This window comes from Methanosarcina sp. UBA289 (assembly GCA_002496565.1).
Taxonomy (GTDB): Archaea; Halobacteriota; Methanosarcinia; order Methanosarcinales; family Methanosarcinaceae; genus Methanosarcina.
Genome location: DAKJ01000021.1, coordinates 15,119 through 36,335, shown reverse-complemented (window position 1 = coordinate 36,335; position 21,217 = coordinate 15,119). Strand labels below are relative to the sequence as shown.

Genomic DNA, 21,217 nt, shown 5'->3' with positions numbered 1-21,217 from the left:
ATCTTGTACTTATATTATTTTCCGCATATATTTGATTTAAGCCTGTCAATTTGACTTAAACCTATTAAATCGACTTAAAACCGCTATTATCTACCTATCCAAACGGAAATAAAAATGAGATCGAGCCAAACCCCTGATGGAGTAAGCCAGATCATCGCCAGCCGCTGGAAAATCGGAGCAGCCCTGGCGGTAGCACTGCTTCTGTACTTTTCACTTCTAATTCTGCTGCCGCTAGCAGACGGAATCGTACTGGGCTTAGTCTTTGCTTACATTGCCAGGCCTATCCGAATAAAATTCAAAAAACACAGAAAAATCGGAGCTCTTACTGCCAGTCTTTGCATATTCATCCCTATAGTATTCATTATCGGGGCAGGCATTATTGAAATCATTAACCAGGTCTCTTGGGTTATTGAAAACCAGACGGCAGTCGCGGCAGCAATTTTGAATTTCATAAATTCTCTAAACATTCCAGAAAAAATTATAGAACGAATTAATTCCGCTATATGGGATCTTTTTACCTCGCTACTCCCTGCAGTAGGCAGTGTAGGACTTCTTTCATATGCCCAGAGCATCGGACTCTTTTTTATAAATTTTATAATCTCAATAATTTTCTGTTATTTTATACTCGCTGATGGGGATCGGCTTTACCTGGCTTTTCTTGGCGTGATACCAAAAGAGTACAAAGGAGTTGTGAACCGTTATGCACTTCACCTAGATATGATCCTTAAAGGAATTTTCATAGGCAACGCCTACTCTGCCTTGATAGTAAGCGTAACCTCGGTTTTAGTTTTCTATGCTTTTGGGCTTCCCCATGTGCTTGCACTTTCAACCCTTATCTTCATGGCTTCGATAATTCCTCTTTTTGCCGGGTACATGGTGCTGGCACCTCTGGCTTTAATGCGGTACCTTGAATCCGGGTTTGAAAGTGCAGCCCTTTTCTTTATAGTATCCTCCCTCATTATCTATGGCCCTCCAGAACTGATTCTTAGGCCATACCTGACCAGCCTGAAATCCCATATTCACCCGATGCTGCTTATGCTTGCCTTCCTGGGCGGAGCTTTTGTCGGAGGGATTGCAGGTTTTTTTGCAGCTCCTATTCTCCTAGGTGCTCTGGTTGCGGCTTACAGAGTTTATCAGGAACATACGCATTCCGAACTTGCCGAGACCTGCGCAGACCTCAAGAACCTGGGACACTCACATAAGGCTGGCTTGGAAAAGTAATTTCCGAAATCAGCTTAGAAAGTGAGCTAAAAAACATTGGAGGTCGTGGAGCACTTCCAGGATATGCTCAAAAATATCAATCGAAAGGGATTATTTTATATCATTGAAGGATATTAGGACTGTCATATATTCTTCTTTACTCCTTTAACCAAGATCTACTTACTGTACAGACCGCAGTCTGTCATAAATCAATTATTTGATTCAACCAAAATAACTCGGACAAAATTCTAAACCGAAGCTAATTCGGGAAAAATTCAACCGAAAAATAATTCGGAATAATTTCCACGCCGAAGCTAATCGAAAACAGGTGATAGAATGCAGTTATTGCTCATTCACTCTGATTATATTGAATACGAAACCAAAAAACAAACTCCAGTTGCTGAAAAAATTGAAGAGTCCTTAAAGTCCGGCAGACTTGAGGAAGCACTTACCGCTTTTATGGCTGTTGAAAGTGTAGACGAGGCAAATCCTGAGGAAACAATAGAAAAGACTGTTTCCGAAATCGAAAAGGTAGCTGCCCAGGTCAAAACCAACCGTGTAATGCTCTACCCTTACGCTCACTTAAGTTCTGACCTTTCTTCTCCGAAAGTTGCAGTACAGGTACTGAAAGGAATAGAAACTGCACTCTCAGGTAAGTATGAGGTAAAACGTGCTCCTTTCGGGTGGTATAAGGCTTTTAATATCAGCTGTAAAGGGCATCCGCTTTCCGAACTCTCAAGGAGCATACGCCCTGAAGAGACTACAAAGGCAGCAGGAAAAGTTGAAGCGTCCGGGGAAAAAGAAGAGGTTGTCTCCGAAGCCCTTAAAGCCGAAGGTACTGCAAAGTCTTACTGGCGCATCCTTACCACTGATGGAGAACTTCACGAAGTTGAGAATTTCGACCTTACACCTTACCCCAAACTTCAGAAGTTTGTAAATTATGAAATTTCCAAGAGCAGGGCTGTTGAACGTGCTCCTCCTCATGTGGAGCTTATGCGGAGACTTGAGCTTGCTGATTACGAGCCAGGGTCGGACTCCGGAAATATGCGGTATTACCCTAAAGGGAGACTTGTAAAATCCCTCCTTGAAAATTACGTGCTTGATGTCGCAACCGATTTCGGGGCAATGGAAGTTGAAACCCCTATCATGTATGACATGAACCATCCTACTCTGAAGAAATATCTGGATAGGTTCCCTGCAAGGCAATATTCTATCGAATCCGACAAGCGGCAGATGTTCCTGCGTTTTGCAGCCTGTTTCGGGCAGTTCCTTATGAACCACGACATGACGATTTCCTACAGGAACCTGCCTCTTCGGATGATCGAAATGACCCGCTACAGTTTCAGGAAGGAACAGCGGGGAGAGCTTGTAGGTTTAAGAAGACTTCGGGCTTTTACCATGCCTGACATGCACACCCTCTGCGCGGATATGGATCAGGCTGTGGATCAGTTCAAACAGCAGTACGACCTCTGTATCAATGTACTTGAAAATATGGGAATTTATGTTAAAGATTATGAGGTTGCCATACGTTTTACCAAGGACTTTTATGAGTCGAATAAAGAACTTATAGTCAATATGGCAAAAACCGTTGATAAACCCGTGCTTGTGGAGATGTGGGACACCCGTTTCTTCTACTTCGTGCTCAAGTTCGAGTTTAACTTCGTAGATGCCCTTGCAAAGGCAAGCGCACTTTCCACGGTCCAAATTGATGTGGAAAACGCCGAAAGATATGATATTTCTTATGTAAGTGCTGACGGCAAACTGGAACGGCCTACAGTGCTTCACTGCTCTCCGAGCGGGGCAATCGAACGCTGTATTTACGCCCTTCTCGAAAAAGCTGCAATGGAGACCGAAGAAGGAAAGGTTCCAATGCTTCCAGTATGGCTTTCTCCTACCCAGGTCAGAATTGTGCCGATCTCAGAAAAACACTTTGCTTTTGCCGAAGAGGTTTCACAGAAACTGGACTGCAGGGTTGATATCGATGACCGCGATTTGTCAATAGGAAAGAAAGTCAGGGAAGCAGGCAGAGAATGGGTCCCTTACGTCGTGGTCATTGGAGATAAAGAAGTTGAAGATGGCACTATTAATGTAACTGTAAGGGAGGAATCCGGACAGGATAAACCTAAAAAAGTTCAAATTACTCCTGAAGAACTTAATGCACGGATAAGAGGTGAGATAGCAGGAAAACCGTACAAGAAACTGCCGCTTGCAAAATACCTTTCTGTAAGACCCAAGTTCTTCTAAACATTTTCAAAGCTTCTGAACTCTTTCAAGTATATTTTTCGGAGGCTGCCAGAAGAAGCAAAATTCCTTATTTACTTCTTCTTTCTGGCTTTTTGGCATAACATATATATTAGCGTAATTCTTATTATTGAAAAAGGATTCTTTTTAAATGAAAGCAGTTCCAGAGTTATTCTTTTCAACTTCTAGACGAAAGCTCATGACTTAAGTTTTCTGAAATAAAATTTTTATTCGTTAAATAAAATTTTTATTAGTTATTTGTAAGTTATGGGGAGTTAGTTCTTATCAGGTTTATTGTGCACGCAGCATTTCCTATTGCGTGGCTATACCAGTTTTCCAGAAACCTCTTTGCAAGACATTTTCTGGTTTTAGGCAGATATAAATAAGTTTCTACAGTGTAAAAGATTTCTGCATTTAATAAAAAGTTTCTACAATATATAAAAAATTCTACCGTGAAAAGTGTAAGGACAGCGTACTGATGATAGATTTAAATGAAACCGCAGTCGGTATGGAAACCGTCGAGCTTGAGCCATTGAGAGAAGACAAAAAGAAAATATTTAAGGATATTCTGAAATATTTTGAAACCAATCAAAGAGGCTATATCAAGGTTCCTACAGGCTGGGGTAAAACCTTTCTTTCTAAACATATAATGAAAAAGTACTACGACGAAGGAAAACTTGTGCTTTTCCTTGTCTCGAAAAACAATCCTCTTCTTAGCCAGACTTATTATGACAGGAAGATAAATAAGCCCCTTTTTCCCAACAGCGCGCTTCTCTCATCCGAGAATAAGGTGGACCGAAAAGGACTTGCTGAAACTTTGAGAGTTTTCGGGCAGGGAAAGGATAAAGGTTTTGTGCTTTTTGCCTCGCTTCAGACCATACTTGGAAAGCAAAGCTCTGAGATCAAAGACCTGATTCTTGAACTTGCTGACCTTGCAATCGTGGATGAAATTCACAATTTCATCAACAATAAAGGAAATGATTTCCTTAATGAACTAGGGGAAAGGACAAAAATCCTAGGAATGACTGCAACTCCCTTCCAGGGGGTTGTTGGAAATGTCAAGTTCGTGGATGAAATTGCAGGGGATATGAGGGAGGTTTACGCAAAAACTCTTCCTGAGTGCATTCTGGACGAAGAACTTGCTCCTCTTAAGTATACGATTGCCGAGAGTTCGGAGGATATCTTCGAAATCTTTGATTTTGAAAAAGGGCTTGACGAGCTTGATAAACAGGATCTTTTCCTTGACTGCAGCACTCCCGACAAGTTGAAAAAGGTGGTTCGTAGAACCCAGCTTGCAAAAGACGTGTACGATTCTATGATAAAAAAGAAAAACTCAAAAACGCTTGTGTTTTGCGCCCCTGTGCGGAAGCGTGTCTATGGCGTAGGGGCTGACGGTGAGGAAATTAATGCTTTCCATGCAAAACTTACTTCCTTGGTCTTCAATGGGGAAGTCTCAATCCAGGAATTCGAAAAGAACTCCGAGCCTATCCTGCCAGTAAATTTTGAGAATTATACCCCTGAAGGTGAGTTCAGAGATACGGTTTTTATAAGTTCAGAGCTGCCTAAAAATGAACAAAATGCTATTCTTGCAGCTTTCAGGGAGATAGGAAAACCCCCCTATGTGCTGTGTACCGTAGGCATGCTGATTGAAGGGTTTGATTTTCCTGGACTTGAAGCCCTTGTTTTGTTGCGTCCCACTCTTAGTATGCGGCTCTTTGAACAACAGGTCGGAAGGGTGACGAGGCTTTCTTCTATCTCAGGAAAGCAACAGGGCAATATTTTTGAGATTTCAGATAGTATTGACTCTCTCTACCAGCGTTTTGGGGAAGGAGTTTTTTCCGGGGAAAAAGTTGACCAGGTGCAGATGCTCCAGCCTGAGATCCGCCTTGAAGAACTTTTTTCAGAAGGCGATGCAGCTCGGGCAATCGAAGAAGGAAAGATCGAGATTAAGAAAGTGGAACTTGGACCTCAAGGAAAAGGGAAAAGAAAAAGAGCTCAGATTAGGGAAATCCCGGTAAGGCTTCCTCCAACTTCCATTCGAGCAAAATATTTCTCGCGCTTGCTCGCGCTGACAGAGGAAAAGGACGTCGGAGCTTTTGAGCGGGAAAAGCGTGAGCTCATGCGGGCTACCCTGAGATTCCGAGTCAGAGAACTCAGGGACGCAGAAGAGCTTGCAGAGCTCGCAGGTAATATAAATAAGCTCAAGTGCGAAGCCTATGAAGACCGCAGGTTGGGGGACGTTTCAAGGCAGCACAAACCAAAGGTTTTCGGGGAAGTCGAATGGCTGCTGAAACTTCAAGCCCTGAATTCCCTTAAATACAACGGCGGACACCTTTCGATGCCCGAGAAAAACCGGATCTTAAAAACTCTGGGTTTTGAGCCAGACACCCGGAAGATAGACAGTCTCAGACTTAAATGCCTGAAATTGGGTTCAGCCCAGAAAACAATTCCTGAGCTTGTGAAGGTGCTTGGGTTCGTAAGCCGCCTCTCATCTTCGGAAACCTACCAGTTCCTCGACAAAAAGAAAAAAGAGCACTGGAAAAGGGAATTTCTGCCTGCAGTTTACTGGGGCTTCTGCTTCATCGATGATTCCCCTGAACTGAAGGAACTTTTTGAGTCTACAGAATGGGACAGGCGGGTCAAAAATATTATTCGACAGAAGTAATTTCATAAAAAAGAATTTTGGGAGAATATTTTACTATTCTCCCATTTTATACTGATTTTTAATATTTTATAATTATAAGCAACTCGATACATTTATTTTACTCTGAATATGCCGCCAGTTCCTTGTCCGTTATCAGTCTACTATTACGTCTTCAAATGTATTATTTTCACTGTTAGAAGTGTAATGCACTTTAATTTTATCTAAGCTTTTAGTCTCTTCATTCAATCCCCCAGTATTACCTTTTATTATGTTATTTTGTGAATGCCTACTAAGTGTGATTGAAAACGTGTATGGATGTAATTCAATAGTGTTGTTCAGGAGTTTGTTACCATTCGAATTATGAAGGCTAATACTGAAATAGTTATGTGAAACTCTGTTTTTGCTTAGCTCATTATCTGAAGAATTGGTTAGGTCTACACCCTTCCAGCTATTTGATATATAATTACTTATTAGTTTATTACTGTTGGAATTTTCAAGATTAATCCCATTTATATCAACCTTTAGCTCGTTATTGGACATGTTATTACTTATTAACCAGTTATTGTTTGAATTTTTGAGACACACAGCATACTCATTGTTTGAGTTTGCAACATTGAAATCTAATTCATTTTCAGTAGAATCTTCCACATAAATACCGCAATGTGAGCTGTTATTTGCTTCATTATTTTCAAGGGTATTCCTACTAGAGTTGCTCAGGTAAACTCCAAATCCATTCTGAAACACTGTATTATTTCTAATTATGATATCACTGGAACTTTTCAGGAAGGCTCCATATTTATTATAAACCAATGTATTTCCAGTTATATTCCCATTAGATCCCATATAATAAACACCGGCTTTGCCCTGTGATCCCGTAATATTGAATCCATTAATTGTTACGTTGTTCGCAGTTATGTGGAATACATCATTTTTCGGATCTGCAGCCTGAATCACGGTATCCGCAGGTTTACCTTGTTTCGATAATATAGATAAAGGCTTATCTACAACCAAATTTTCCTTATATAACCCTGGGTAAACCAAAACCGTGCCATAAGAATTAACGTTGTTTATCTTTTGTTGTATTGAATCTCCAGGGTAAACAATAACAGTATCACCAGAACTAGTATTGCTGATTTTCTTTTGTATTAAATCTCCAGAGTGCACGTTGGAATTAGTTAAGTTATTACTAAGATTGCTAGGGATATTGTCGGGATGTTTTCCATTGTTTTCTGAATAGAAAATAAATATTGTTGAAATGGCAAAAACAAACAATAAGAAAGCTATTTTTGCATTTATTTTCGTGAGAAACATATCCATTTCTTCCTATAAAATTACAGTTTAATTAAAGTCTCACTTGTATTGCTGTTGCTAAATCTCAATTTCCATAAAGACAGTATGTTCTACTTTTTTTCAGGTATTATGTCATCATAATATGTTAGCTTCAGCGATAATATCCACAATAAGCAACAATACCATTTCCATAAGTTTAATTTTGACTATATAGCAGCTTCCAACCCATTATTTACTATATTCAAGCTCTGCAGAACTTCGCATAATCTTCACTCTTTATAAATTATTTAATCTTTTAAAAATTTTACGTGTTAACTCTCAAAAATGCAGAACAAGCTATTACTCTGAATCAAACCTAATTCTCTTTTGACTCTGGAAAACGTATTTCAATTAACAGGAAATATAAGCACCCTCACCAGCTTGTCTGGCGGCCCTTCATAAAACAAGAATTCAGATAACCGGAACTGACTACTATTTAACCTCTATTGCGATATATAATAACAAGGATTTTTAATACAACTTGAGAAAAAGATTCAACCACGTAAGTCATATACTTTTAACATCTGCTTGATATTATTATAAAAATTTTTATTGTTCTTTAAAGTATTCAAAAGTCCATATAGGAATTCCTTTTACCTCTCCCTTTTCAAGATGCTCCAGCTCATGAGCTGCACTATATGCCGGGGTACCCTTCAGTTGTATATGTTTTTTCTTTAATTCCCTGACTGTTATTTTCTTGAGGCTTGGGTTTACCTCTGCAAATATGATCTTTTTCGCTTGCAGGGTTATAAAGTAGGGCCTTTCAACAAGTTCTCTTTCTTCTTTTGTCCCGCACTTTTCCAGCCTGGAGACCAACCCTTCTTCTTTTACAACCTTAGGATCGACAAAGAAGTATATCTTTTCCAGAGTATAGCCAATCTTATTCTCATCATCATAAAAAGTGATCACATCCTTTACTGCAATGCTATTTGTTTCTTCAGAGGCATAACTCCAGGAACCTCCGGATTTCAGCGAAAGCAGAAAAGGAAGAAACAGCTCTTCTTCTATTCCAAAACTGGAAATCAGATTTTTTTCCAGGGCTGAAAACTTAAAGATAGCCCTGATTTCTTCAGCATCCATATTCACGTCCCCTTCTTAAGAGTTTAAATATCAAAGTTTATTTAATTTTTCTTAATCAAAAAACGCACATGATATTCTTCGAATAACAGGCATAAAAAATAAAAGCACTTGAAAGCATTTTCATACCAAAGAAAATTCAAGTTTTGGATAGACTGACTTCTAAACCCACATCCGCCTATATGTAGCTGATAACTCTGTTCATATAGTATCCATTTTTTGCATAATTTTTCATCATGCTATTTTCTATTAAATAGTGTGTTTTTTCCTGCTTTACTGCACAGTATCAGCAGAGTCTTTTAGTAGCATTCAGTAACCTATGATCCTCTTCAAGCATGAATAAGTATGTATGGACAGGAATGTTCAGTTTAAGTACAAGTAATCAACATAAAACGGAATCCTTATATTGATTTACATTATTTCGTATAATGACTGATGGTCATATTATGGACATCGGTCATAATGGTGAAGATAATGGCAACCGCTGACAGAAAGGAACGAGAAAAAGAACAAAGGAAGAATGCTATTATCGATGCAGCTGAAAAGCTGTTTTTTTCCAGGGGCTTTGACAACGTGTCCATGGAAGAGCTCGCAAAAGAAGTGGAACTTGGCAAAGGCACTCTTTATCTTTACTTTAAGAATAAGGATGCACTGTTCTTTGCCATCATTTTACGCAAAATGGATGAGCTGCATGAGATTTTCCGAGAGTGTGCAGACCTGAAGGTATCTGGCCGGGAAAAATCAAAGTTGATGGGAAAAAGGTACTTTGAATTCGTCCACGAAAACAAGGAATACTATCAGATGGTTTGCACCAATGGGCCAAAACTTTTCAGGAAACTGGAAAATGAAGAGCTGCATACTTTTGTGGAGCACATGAAAGAAGACCTTCTCCTGCACCATGGAGTGTTTAGAGAAGGTATGGCTGATGGGACAGTAAGGGATGATATTGACCCATTGGAACTGGCTTTTTTCATGGCTCTTATGTCCAATAGCATTGTCTGCCTTGACCCCGGTTGGAAAACAGTACTCGAAGCCGAAGGAATCAGCTACCATCAGTTTGTAAAAGATTTCCTTCTCTTTATCGGCAACGCTATTGAAAAACGCCCGGATGCAGATTAAACGGGCCTGGACGACAGCGTCATCGAGAAACAATAATTCGATTAGCACCGGGAACACGAAAAAGAGACGGATATTGCACCTGTATCGGGATAGCGGATGCTATTGAAAGTGTAATCAAAATGTGATCGGGAATGAAAGAGTGATCAATAATTAAAAATGATAGAGGTGGGAAGTTATGCCGACAATAAAAGTCAATGACATAAACATGTACTACGAGATCCACGGCAAGGGTGAGCCGCTGGTATTGATCCAGGGACTAGGATTTGAAATATCCTCAATAACTCAGGGAAAGGGAAAGTTTGATTATCTGGATAAGTATGCTCAAAAATACAGGGTGATTGTCTTCGATACCCGGGGTTCGGGAAGGACAGACAAACCGGATATCCCTTATTCTATTGAGATGATGGCAGAGGATACAATTGATCTTTTAGACTTACTCGGAATAAAACGGGCTCACTTCATTGCCTCTTCCATGGGTTCGTGCATAGCCCTGGCGCTTGCTGCCAAATACCCTGAGCGTGTCAAGAGTCTGGTGCTTCACGTGGCATTCCACAGGGTTCCGTTTCCGAGAAATGTGATCTGGGGCCTCATATGGAGAATACCCGGAGGCAAAAAGCAGATGAGGAAGGGTGCAGACTTTCTTTTCAAACAGCAGTACCCACCAACGCCCGAATCATTCGCCCGGCAAGGCTTAGCACCCCTGAATTTCGACGGTAGGAAATTATTGGGCCAGATCGAAGCACCCACTCTCATTGTAAACGGCACAAAGGACCAGGCTGTTTCTATGAAGATCACTCGAGAGCTGGCTGGAGGAATTCCCGGTGCAAAGCTTGTCCTGGTTGAAGGAGACCATCTGTTCATATCACAGGATCTAAATTTGCTTCTCAAACCTGCTCTTGAATTTTTAGCTGAAGTCGATGCTTCTTGATATTAACGAAAAACAAAAACTCCGAAAATAAATGTACAGAACATTGGAATTAAAGTATTCTTTTTTAATTTTTTATATTTTGGGCGAGTGCCAGACAATTAAACGATAATCTTTATATAGTTTATTTGACCATGAGTTTAATATTGACTTAAAGTCGAAAATCGACTAAAAGTTAAAAATTGACTCACAGTGGAAATACAAGGAAAGATTATGGTAGTCACAGGCAGGCAACAACGAAAAAAAGAGAAACGACGCAATGAAATCTTAGACGCAGCCGAGAGGCTGTTCTATTCAAAGGGATATGATAAAGTATCTATGGATGAAATAGCACAGGAAGTTGAACTGAGTAAAGGTGCACTTTACTTCTATTTCAAAAGTAAGGATTCACTTTTTTTTGCCATCATCTCCCGAAAATGGACCGATTTTGTTGAAGCTATGATCGAAAAGATGAGCTACGGGAAAACAGGCTTCGAAAAAATTCAGATAATGATCCAGTGGTTTATCGAATATTCACAGGAAAATCCAGGATATAACGACATGGCTACTACTTTCGGTCCCCAGCTCTTTCAGAGAATTGATCCAGAAAATGCGCGAACAATGATGGAACTCTCTATGAAATATATGCCTCTTGTGCACTATGCTGTAAGGGAGGGAATTGAGGATGGATCTATTAGAAATGACCTGGATCCCATATTGCTTGGGATGTACATCCAGATGATTAGTTTGAATGTTGTTGCCCCTGATCCTTCCATTAAAAACAGTTTTAAAGCACAGGGAATAAGCTACGATACATATGTCAAGATGCTGCCAAAATTCCTCTGTCCAGCAATTTCTCGGTCGCCGGAAAAGAAGTGTGATAATCAAGACCGAACTTTTCAGCAATAAACACTGAGTCATTGATTACGGGATCACAGAAAATTCCATGATGCGATTATTGAAACAACAATCAGGATAGCGAATGCTATCAATAAAAAATAATCAAAGTTTTATTCAATAATAAACTGCTTTACAATGTCCATAGCTAACCGAAGCCGAACAGTTCGGTTAGAAGGAAGAGCCGGAGTTGCCTTCAAAAGACAAAATTAGCTCACTTTTCTGGACATTGCATATCCCACTAAAAAGTGTGTAATTCGACAGGTATTGAAAGTGAAGGTGATGTAATAATGCAGAATGAATGTGCGAAAAATAGTGCAGGAATTCCTGGATGTGTACGCCAGGTAACCAATCTTGAACGTGCTTTTCTATTTACTCCAGGGTGCAATGTATCAATTGTTGCACGGATCGCCGGAAATGTATCAGAACATGAGCTACTCCGTGCTATGGATACGGTTCGCAGAATACATCCACTCGTCGGAGCTAAAATCGTATTCGATGAACAACACAATGCCTGGTTTTCTAATGATAATGTTCCTGCTCTTCCATTGAGAGTTACAAAAATGACTTCAAATACTCAATGGTTTGAAGAAATTCAATACGAACAAAGGGTCCCGTTTGAGCTGGAAAAAGGTCCTTTGATCCGGTTCATATTGTTGCATTCTCCTGAAATATCAGATCTTATAGTCATGTGCAATCACAGCATTTGTGATGGGATGGCACTGGCAAATCTGGTCCGTGACATTTTAATCTATTATGCTGACCCTGAACGCAGGATCACTGTACTCAATCCCCCCGACATAATGAAATTAATTCCAAAGAAAAGTGGTTTTTCCCTCTCTACAATTCTTACTCAGCTTTTTGTGTACAATGCTAACAGGAAGTGGAAAAAAAGTCCACACTACTTTTTCCAGGCAGATTATGCTGCTATCACCAGAGCTTACTGGGAAAAAATGAAGTGTGGCGCTGTGTTAATTGAGCTTGATACCCAGGAGTCACAGATTTTTCTAGATAAATGCAGAAAAGAAGGAGTTACAGTAGGGTCGGCAGTGACTGCAGCATGTATTGCAGCACATAATGATATATTAGGTCCATTTACCGAAAACTTCAAGCTGGTTTCTGTCCCCTTCGACCTGAGAAGATATGCAACTACATCGGTTGGCGACGTATTTTGCCTTTGTGTCGGAGCTCCGCGCTTCTCCTACACCTATGATGTGAAAAAAACCTTCTGGGAGAACGCTGCTGTTTTGCATCAGGAGGTACACAAACGTGTGGAAAAACTGGACTCGACAGGCCTGGAAATCCCAGGATTTGAACCGTCTTTCATTGACGCTTTTGCCAGTTTTGGGCCAATATTTAAAGCTATTCCTGAAGCGTATTCCCAGACAGACAACCTGTCACGTTTTGCTCAGGATAGAAAAAATGTGGCATTTTCGTTTACACACAATAACAAGAACATGACTCCCGGGACAATTCCTTCAAATTTAGGAAAACTGAATCTACAAACTACATACGGAAATCTACAGCTAGATCGCATGGTCTTTTTGCCGGCAATCAGTGAAATTGTTCCGTTGATCCTCGGAGGGATCGGGGCTGGTGGAAGAATTGTGTTTTCGCTTACTTTTGCCGAACCAATACAAAATAACAGTTCCTCCCGAGAACAGGATATGATCCGGATACGGAATCGGGCGCTTGAGTATATTGGTTTCCCGGAAAAAGTGAGTGAAAGAGCGATTGAGTAATATATATTCAAAAAAGCGTTTCCATGGTCAAAGTGAGTAAAGGTTAGCTATTAGCTTGTTCCTGTTCGTCTGAAGGCGATCGGATGTTAAAAACAGTTTAATTACATAAAGTTGTCTGAAAAATCGTCCATGTTCCACAAACAGAGAAATGAAGAAAAGTAAATAATTGTTGCTGATAATAAATCTATTCCTAATGGGATTTGATATAATAGCTCATATTATAAAACTATAAATTTATGTAGTGATGTTACACTGACTTTTATCACCAGATCTTGGAACTGAGTCGAATGAATGCAAATGAAATTTATTTTTTGCTCGTAGATAAGTGAGAGAATGGAAAAAAGACATTTTTATATCTCAAATAATAAAATTCGTATTCCTGCCATCCTGTGGGGAGAGCAGAGTGAAAAGCTGTTGATTGAAGTTCATGGGAATCTTTCTAATAAAGAGGATACCGTAATTTCCATGATGGCACAAAAAGCCGTTGAAAAAGGTTACCAGGCGTTAAGCTTTGACCTGCCTATGCACGGTGAACGTGTAAATGAGGAATATACCTGTATTCCAGAAAATTGTGTAAGTGATCTGACAGCTGTTTATGAATTTGCAAAGTCGCTTGCATCTGACATTCATTTGTTTGCGTGCAGCATGGGAGCCTATTTCAGTCTGCTTGCCTATCACGACCTTAACATAAAACAAAGTTTATTTCTCTCTCCCATCGTCAATATGGAACGTATCATATACAATATGATGGAAGGCTTCCAGGTAAGTGAAGAAAGACTAAAAGCAGAGCATGAAATCCGGTTGCCGATTGGACAGACACTGGAATGGAACTATTATTGCTATGTGAAAGAAAACCCGATTTGTTTTGAATGGAAAGCACCTACTTCCATTTTATACGGTTCTGACGATAATCTGTCTGAATGGGACGAAATCTCAGCATTTGCAGCAAGGTATCAAGCAGCAGTTAAAGTTCTCGAGCATGGGGAGCATTACTTCCATACGGAAGAGCAATTGAAGGTATTTGATAGATGGGCAGATGAAAATCTGCTGTAAATAGTATAGAATATTAGCAATCTCTCCGTTTGTAAATAGCAGAAGCAGGCAGGAATGGCAAGGATCAAGAATCACTTTGTTTTAATCTGAAAAGCCATTATATCCGGGATTATTTTTTCCTTTTCTGAAAGGAGTCGGGTAAAAAGGTACAAAATTAAGACATAAGAGTAATAGGTTTACAACAGACTAAAATAAAGGTTAACTTGATGGAACACTGAAAAAGAAAAGAATCCAGTTAATTATGCTTTGCCCATGCAGTTATCAAATTCATAAGGTTTCACATGCAGAGAAAAAAAGAAAAGTAAATAAACACTGACTGTTTTATGTATTTACTTTGACAGGATTTGATATAATGGCTCACATTATTGTTGATCAGGATCGCTGCACAAAGTGTGGCGTTTGTGTAAAGATATGCTCTTTTGGTCTTATCGATCAGGTTGATGAAACTCATTTTCCCCAAGTTCAGGATATAAATGCTCCACACTGTATGTATTGCGGACACTGTGAGGTTTTCTGCCCGTCTCAGGCTCTCATTCTGAATTTCCGCCCTGACGAAAAAGTTCTTCTGCCTGCAGATACAGGTACTATCTCTCCCGAGAATATAGGGTTTTATCTCAAGAAGCGCAGGTCAATTCGTCATTTTACCGGGGAGCCTGTGCCAAAGGAGAAAATCCTTGAAGTACTCGACATTGCCCGCTATGCTGCATCCGGAGGTAACGGGCAGCCAGTTCAGTGGCTGGTTATCCATGATTCGGAGAAAGTAAAGAAAATTGCCGGGCTCACTATCGAGTGGATGAGAACACTGCTGAACACCCCACACCCGATGAGCAGCTTTGTGCCGATGCTGATTTCCGCGTGGGAACAGGGAATCGATGTCATCTGCCGGGGTGCTCCACATTTGCTATTCGCTCACATTCCTGAAGAGAGCCCGATTGCACCTATTGATGCTATCATTGCCCTCACGCATTTTGATATAGCTGCGCCGGCTTTCGAAATCGGCACCTGCTGGGCGGGTTTTGTTGCAGCGGCTGCCATGTCCTACGAACCTCTTCAGAAGGAGCTCAATCTGCCCGCAGGAAGGAAAATTGCTTACGCAATGATGTTTGGCAACCCCAGGTACAAGATCTATGGAATCCCACGCAGAAAACCCCTTGAAGTGATGTGGCAGTGAGATTTTGAGGGAATTGAGAAGCTTTTGAGAGTTTTCCGGGAGTTAAAGAAGTTTTGAGAGATAATAAGATATTTTGGGGACTTGAAATATTTTTTGAATGATTAGAGGATTTTTCAGTCTCTTTTCCTCAAATACTCAGCAGCTTGTAGAATTATGTGTATTACTCCATATGACTTACCGGACGGATAGTACCGACATTGAGCTGAATTTTACCCGCTGCTTTTTTCTTCCATGTTTTAGAGAATGAGCTAATTAACATGGAAATAGGTATTATAAGGAAGCAAAGGAGGTTTAGAAAATGGGCATATTGAGTAAGATCTTCGGTAAAGAAGAAACTGAAACCAAAAAGGAATCTAAAAAGGCTATAGATGATGCAAATAGAGAGAAAATGAGAACACCTTCGCCGGCAAAGACGTCAATCCTTGATAAAGTTAAATCACAAAAAGAACAAAATGCAAAGAAGGCACCAAAGGGTAAAGCTGAATGTGCAGCACAGAAAGCCGCTGAGAAATCAGCACAAAAAGCGGCACAGAAAGTAGTAAAACGCAGATAATTTGTTCTTTTTTATTTTCTTTTCCTTTTGAATCTTCCTGTAAGTGTTTTTCCTTCTAGGAATATGCACTATCTTCTTGCTAGATTGATTCAACTCTCCCAAATAAAAATTTCAATACAGACTGAAGGTACAGTTTTACTGGATTTTGCCTGCCAGGCGACGGGTTGAATAAGAGACTGATTATCTACCTCTTTGCGCGTGCCTTCGCCGCCGGGCACCAGGAGAAAATCAAGTGGAGGACAATCCGCAAAAGTGGCGTGAGGATTTATGGACATTCCCTTGCTACAGAGTGATATTATTTCCCACGGGCCGCCAAGGTCCAGCTCTTCGAGACCTGGGAAAATCAAAAATCCGAAATTCATGTTACAAAGTTTGTGGATGTTTTGTAAATAATTTTCCTTGGAATAATCTGGAACGTTTTTACACACTTTTTGCAGAGATATCTTACTTGTGGTATTCAGCAATTGATACTATAATCGAATCTTGGGATAAGTTGAATAATAATTTCATTATAATTTCAAAAAGTATTTCATGTAGTGGAAATTATTATGAACATACTTTATTTAAAATAATAATCCTGTTTAATAGGTGAAAATGGGAAATGGAGTTTAAAATATTCATTAGTTCAATTATTGAAGGATATCAAGATCGAAGAGACATAGTTGAAGCAACCATTAATAGCTTAGGAAAAGATTCAAGTCTTAAATTTAGTGTAATTCGTCTTGACCAAAAAAGCTCTCCTTCACTGGATTGTTCATCTCAACAGGCTTGTTTGAATGGAGTAAATAGTTGTGATATTTACTTAGGGATATATCCAAAAAATAGATATGGATGGGATAAGAGTCCAATTGGAATTTCTCCAACTCATGAAGAATATCGTGAGGCTAGAGAAAAGAAAAAAATCATACTTATTTTTATTGAGAGTTTAAAAGAAGGAGAGACAGAAGATCCAAAACAAAAAGAGTTTTTAACTGAAGTTGGGGACTATGTTAATGGGAATTTCTGGAATGAATTTAGTGACTTAAAAGATTTAAAACACGAAGTATATCGTTCTTTGGTAAATTTATGGAATATTCAGCTTACATACAGTATTCAGGAAAACTTGAGATTTAAAACTGAAAATAAAATTCAGCGAGAAAAAAATTCAAAAAAGTATATTCCAGAAGTTTTTACTGAGATTCCACATGCTAAAGACGAACTTCGTATTTTTACAGATCCAGTCTTATTTTTACAAAAAATTGTTGAAGATTTACAAAAAATTGACACATGTTCGTACAATGAGATGTTGTCAAAACTCGGAGTAGAAGCACTTAATATTGAGTTGCCAGTGGAATTTCAAAAACCGTCTACTATCAAAGATGCTATAAATGGATCAAATCTTCTTAAAGAATACGTCAAGGAACTTATCCGGCATTTAGAATTAATGGACCCTTACAAAGAAAGATCTTTTTCAGAATTCTTAAACGGTTCTAATACGTTTCTTTTTAATGAAATTAAACATTGGATATGGACCTATAACAGTTCCATTCGTTGGGAGCTTGAGTCAATTGAACGACATTTAAAACTTATAACTTCACAGGTTATAATTGTCGAGGGAAAAGCAGCATCAGGTAAAACCAATTTTGTTTGTAATTTTGCAGATACGACCTTGAAATGCCGTAAGCAATTATCTTTTTATGTTACAGGTTACGATTTTGCCGAAGGGGCAACTTCCTTAAAAGAATACGTTGTAAATTGCTTTAGCAAGACTTACAGTGGAAATGTAGTAAATTTATTATCAGATATCGAGAGAATCTGCTTAAAAGACAACAAACCATTGATAATAATTATTGATGGAATTAATGAGTATCCACATATTAATGATTTTAGGTTTCAGCTTGAGAGTCTTATAGAAGAATTTACTAGATTACCATCTGTTAAATTTATCTTAACTTGTAGATCTGAATATTTTGAGCAACGATTTTCAAATCTGAAAACTGCGAGTTTTAAAGAAAAAACTATATTTATCGAAGATCTGACAAGAGGAATACCTACCATTCATAAAAAATATATGATTTATTCATATTTCAAACGTTATAAAATAGAATGTTGTCTGAATAATGACGTTAGAGATCGTTTTATTGAAAATCCTTTGATCCTACGATTATTTTGTGATGTATATGGCAACTCTGAAGATGATGAAATTGTTTATCTCGAGCCGGTTTATGATATTCGCTTTTATGATCTCTTCTCGAAATATAACGAAAAAATAATTGAAATTTTTGAAAAGAAATATCCTGAAAGTGGATTTAAAAGAAAATACATAAAACTACTCCAAGAACTTGCATATTATATGCTTACAAAAACAACTTTTTCTAATATACCAATATCTTCACTATCAGATGATTTGGAAAACGTCATCAACATTCTGGTTAATGAAGGGGTAATTCTAAAGAAAGATTTACCTGAAAAAGCCTCAATTTGTGACTATTCAGAAGTTCTCAATTTCACTTACGATGAGTTCAGAGATTTCATCCTGGCTGATTTCCTTGTTAAAAAAATTGCCCCTACAGATTTTGATCATTTTAAAGAATATTATTCTAAATGTATTTCCCCAGAGTCGCAAGTAGCAGAAGGAATTGGAAAGTATATTTTCACCATTATACGCAACGAAAACAATATTCAAATTGAGGAATTCCTTAAAAGTAAAAATAATTATGACGATCTATTCTTAAATAATATTTTTTCACTTAATGATTCACTTATTGTCGAGGATGACATTGAGAGAATAAAAAAGCTTTTTCAATATGACTCAACAAATGTCAATAAAATCCATATCGGTTTAATGAATAGGAGAAACAAAACAGATTATCCAAATTTAAATATCTGGTTATTTTTGGATTTAGTTTCCAAACTCGATAAAGAGGATTACTATCGTCTAGTATCTCCTGTTTTTTCTTCATATCTTGAAAGTATTTGCAGAAGTATCGAAAATCTATTAGAAAGATGCGACTCACAATATCTTAGAATAGAAGAAAATTATTCTCTGCTTGAAGTTTTGATTTGTCTTTCACCCATCATACCAACAAGCTTTCAGATGATTTCTTCATTTGATGTATTTCTCAAAATTGCGGATAAAGATCCGAAACTATCAACAGAAATTATAAAAAAATATATAAAAAACAAAACTTCTCTAGTCTCAAAAACATTATCTTCTCCGATCATCTACACTGATATCAAATTTAAAGATTATTTGAAAATTGATAACCTGCTGTAACTTTTAAATATGCAAGCGGATGATAAATAATGATTGAGATTATTTCAATAAACAAAAGCAAAAATGAATTTTATTCAACAAGCGATCAGAGTGATGGTTTTTTAGCTTGTATCCCCGAAAATACTACGTTAAATGATTTTTTTACTGTAGCAAGAGTCAAGAAAGATAGTTACTCTGCAGGTCTTATCAAACGATTGTATAACGGTTTGTTTGTATCTGCTCGAGATGTATATAAAGAATATCAAAAATACTACTCAATAGAGTATGAAAGCATTGAAGATTTCTTGTTCTGGAAATACTTCGTTCCTAAAAATATATCTAGAAGATTTATTTCTCAGTTAGCACCACATGAAATTCTCTTATACGGTAGCAGATTTTCAATCATTTACACTTTCCTAGAAACTGAAATTATGTCTGAATCTTTAAAGAGCATTATATCAGAAATTAGGGAGAAGTATCATGAAAATACGAACTGATTTTGTTACAAATAGTTCATCTACATCTTTTGTAATAATCTCAACTAGAGACTTTACTGAAGAGAGATTTTTTAATCTCGTTGGAGTTCAAAAAGATTCACCACTCCTCCCAATTTTTAAGAGATTGTATTCTATTGTTTCCAGTAAAATGACTGAACTTAATAGTCCAGATAACTTTTCTGGAGATAAATCCTTAAAAGAAAAAATTACTCAAAGTCTGGAAAAAGGAAAACGAGTTTATATAGGGAAATTATCTAGTGATGATGGCGATTGGCTAGAAGCATATTTTTGTACTGATTCATTCGAGATCGAGAACGATGAATTATATTTTAATGGAATAGAATGCGCATGGTAAAGCATAAATTCATTTTGCAAAGGTTCCCTGAGCAACATTATACCGTATTATTTAACTCTGAAACCGGATTTTTTCTAAGAATTGAGGACGTGGGTTTTGAGCCTCCATTTTGGTCTGAAAATGGTCCGGAGTTATTGGATATATCGATAACACGATGGTGCGATAGAGAATGCCTCCGCTGTTATCGCAAAGCTAATCTCTTTGGAAAACACATGAAGCTTGAAAAATACAGACAAATTATGGAGCAAGCGCATAATCTGCCAGTTTTACAGGTTGCGCTTGGTGGAGGGAATCCAAATCAGCACCCAGATTTCTGTGAAATTTTAAAAATGACTAGAGAAGAATATAATATAGTTCCATCATATACAACCAATGGTCGTGGCTTGACCAAAAAAGTACTTGAAGCATCTGCTGCGTACTGTGGCGCTGTAGCCGTTAGTGCGTATTCCCCATATAATGAGTTGGAACTAGCAATTGAAAAATTAATATCTCTAGATGTTAAAACGAATGTTCATTTTGTGTTAGATAAAGATAGTATTGCAACAGCAATACAATGGCTAAAAAACCCTCCTACTTTTTTGTCTTCAGTAAATGCCCTCATTTTTCTCAATTATAAACCTCTTGGCAGAATTGAAGAAAAAGATGATCTTCTAAAAGAAAGCAGTTCATTAAATGTTTTTTTCGATGAAGTTCAGAAATCTCACGGTTATAAAATCGGGTTTGACAGTTGTCTTGTATCTGGACTGGTGAATTATATTAATATTTCTCCAACTTTCTTCGACTGTTGTGATGCTGGTCGTTTTTCGATGTTTATCTCAGAAGATATGCAAGCATATCCATGTTCATTTATGGAAAACACACATTCTAGTATTGATCTAGAAAATAATACCTTGTTGGAGGCTTGGACAACTGGTAATGAATTTATCAAGATTCGACAAAGAACCTTGAATGAAAAATGTGAGAAATGTCCAAAAAAAATTATATGTTTAGGTGGATGTCCTAATTGGAAATTAATAAATTTATGTTGATAGAATACTGGTGTTTTATCTTAACTCTGTCTATTTCTTAGATACCTTTGTGGTAACTTATAATACAATATCAATCGCACTGGAGCTGTATTATATCGATTTTCTACAGAGCCTAGAAAATTAAAAATTTATAGATTTGCTATCGGCTGAAAAACATTTGAAAACTTTACAG

17 protein-coding genes are annotated in these 21,217 nt (G+C 38.0%); 14 read left to right on the top strand and 3 right to left on the bottom strand.

The genetic code is table 11. The features are described 5' to 3' along the window. Nucleotides 1–114 precede the first annotated feature (114 nt). The 3 genes from BP549_RS12395 (at nt 115) to BP549_RS12385 (ending at nt 6,106) form a co-directional block, all read left to right on the top strand. Complete coding sequence (locus BP549_RS12395) at nt 115–1,221, top strand: AI-2E family transporter (protein ID WP_292381064.1); 1,107 nt, start codon at nt 115–117, stop codon at nt 1,219–1,221. A 315-nt stretch (nt 1,222–1,536) separates the two neighbouring features. Beyond that, on the top strand, nt 1,537–3,444 hold the full coding sequence (locus BP549_RS12390) for a threonine--tRNA ligase (RefSeq protein WP_292381062.1): 1,908 nt from the start codon (nt 1,537–1,539) through the stop codon (nt 3,442–3,444). 475 nt (nt 3,445–3,919) lie between these two features. Further along, on the top strand, nt 3,920–6,106 hold the full coding sequence (locus BP549_RS12385; RefSeq protein WP_292381061.1) for a DEAD/DEAH box helicase: 2,187 nt from the start codon (nt 3,920–3,922) through the stop codon (nt 6,104–6,106). A 132-nt stretch (nt 6,107–6,238) separates the two neighbouring features. On the opposite strand, the gene BP549_RS12380 is transcribed toward BP549_RS12385, so the two are convergent. After that, entirely contained in the window at nt 6,239–7,396 is a 1,158-nt protein-coding gene (locus tag BP549_RS12380) for a right-handed parallel beta-helix repeat-containing protein (RefSeq protein ID WP_292381059.1), read from the bottom strand. A gap of 567 nt (nt 7,397–7,963) precedes the next feature. Then, nucleotides 7,964–8,494 (bottom strand): RimK/LysX family protein, encoded by a 531-nt coding sequence (locus tag BP549_RS12375; protein ID WP_292381058.1) that lies wholly within the window; start codon nt 8,492–8,494, stop codon nt 7,964–7,966. A 432-nt stretch (nt 8,495–8,926) separates the two neighbouring features. Between BP549_RS12375 and BP549_RS12370 the strand changes: the two genes are divergently transcribed. The 7 genes from BP549_RS12370 to BP549_RS12340 all read left to right on the top strand — a co-directional run bounded on the left by BP549_RS12370 (nt 8,927) and on the right by BP549_RS12340 (nt 15,930). Further along, nucleotides 8,927–9,610, top strand: coding sequence for a TetR/AcrR family transcriptional regulator (locus BP549_RS12370; protein ID WP_292381055.1), 684 nt, complete (start codon nt 8,927–8,929; stop codon nt 9,608–9,610). A gap of 175 nt (nt 9,611–9,785) precedes the next feature. After that, complete coding sequence (locus BP549_RS12365) at nt 9,786–10,538, top strand: alpha/beta fold hydrolase (RefSeq protein ID WP_292381054.1); 753 nt, start codon at nt 9,786–9,788, stop codon at nt 10,536–10,538. Between the two features lie 189 nt (nt 10,539–10,727). After that, complete coding sequence (locus BP549_RS12360) at nt 10,728–11,423, top strand: TetR/AcrR family transcriptional regulator (RefSeq protein ID WP_292381051.1); 696 nt, start codon at nt 10,728–10,730, stop codon at nt 11,421–11,423. A gap of 278 nt (nt 11,424–11,701) precedes the next feature. Beyond that, nucleotides 11,702–13,153 carry a hypothetical protein gene (locus tag BP549_RS12355; protein ID WP_292381050.1) on the top strand — a complete coding sequence of 484 codons (1,452 nt, stop codon included), beginning with the start codon at nt 11,702–11,704 and terminating at the stop codon, nt 13,151–13,153. 333 nt (nt 13,154–13,486) lie between these two features. Next, nucleotides 13,487–14,206, top strand: a complete 720-nt coding sequence (locus BP549_RS12350; RefSeq protein WP_292381047.1) for an alpha/beta hydrolase — start codon at nt 13,487–13,489, stop codon at nt 14,204–14,206. Nucleotides 14,207–14,540: 334 nt separating this feature from the next. Further along, nucleotides 14,541–15,377: a nitroreductase family protein gene (locus tag BP549_RS12345; protein ID WP_292381044.1), complete on the top strand. Its 837-nt coding sequence runs from the start codon at nt 14,541–14,543 to the stop codon at nt 15,375–15,377. Nucleotides 15,378–15,675: 298 nt separating this feature from the next. After that, nucleotides 15,676–15,930: a hypothetical protein gene (locus BP549_RS12340; protein ID WP_292381042.1), complete on the top strand. Its 255-nt coding sequence runs from the start codon at nt 15,676–15,678 to the stop codon at nt 15,928–15,930. A gap of 89 nt (nt 15,931–16,019) precedes the next feature. On the opposite strand, the gene BP549_RS12335 is transcribed toward BP549_RS12340, so the two are convergent. Next, nucleotides 16,020–16,292, bottom strand: coding sequence for a hypothetical protein (locus BP549_RS12335; RefSeq protein ID WP_292381040.1), 273 nt, complete (start codon nt 16,290–16,292; stop codon nt 16,020–16,022). 239 nt (nt 16,293–16,531) lie between these two features. On the opposite strand from BP549_RS12335, the gene BP549_RS12330 reads away from it, so the two are divergent. From BP549_RS12330 to BP549_RS12315, 4 genes are read left to right on the top strand one after another with little or no spacing between them, the layout of a single operon-like run. After that, the gene (locus BP549_RS12330; RefSeq protein WP_292381038.1) at nt 16,532–19,186 is read left to right on the top strand and encodes a DUF4062 domain-containing protein; all 2,655 of its coding nucleotides are present in this window, start codon (nt 16,532–16,534) and stop codon (nt 19,184–19,186) included. 29 nt (nt 19,187–19,215) lie between these two features. Continuing rightward, entirely contained in the window at nt 19,216–19,662 is a 447-nt protein-coding gene (locus tag BP549_RS12325) for a hypothetical protein (protein WP_292381036.1), read from the top strand. Next, nucleotides 19,646–20,017: a hypothetical protein gene (locus BP549_RS12320; RefSeq protein WP_292381034.1), complete on the top strand. Its 372-nt coding sequence runs from the start codon at nt 19,646–19,648 to the stop codon at nt 20,015–20,017. The genes BP549_RS12325 and BP549_RS12320 overlap by 17 nt, the downstream gene beginning before the upstream one ends. After that, the gene (locus BP549_RS12315; RefSeq protein WP_292381032.1) at nt 20,011–21,045 is read left to right on the top strand and encodes a radical SAM/SPASM domain-containing protein; all 1,035 of its coding nucleotides are present in this window, start codon (nt 20,011–20,013) and stop codon (nt 21,043–21,045) included. The genes BP549_RS12320 and BP549_RS12315 overlap by 7 nt, the downstream gene beginning before the upstream one ends. Nucleotides 21,046–21,217 lie beyond the last annotated feature (172 nt).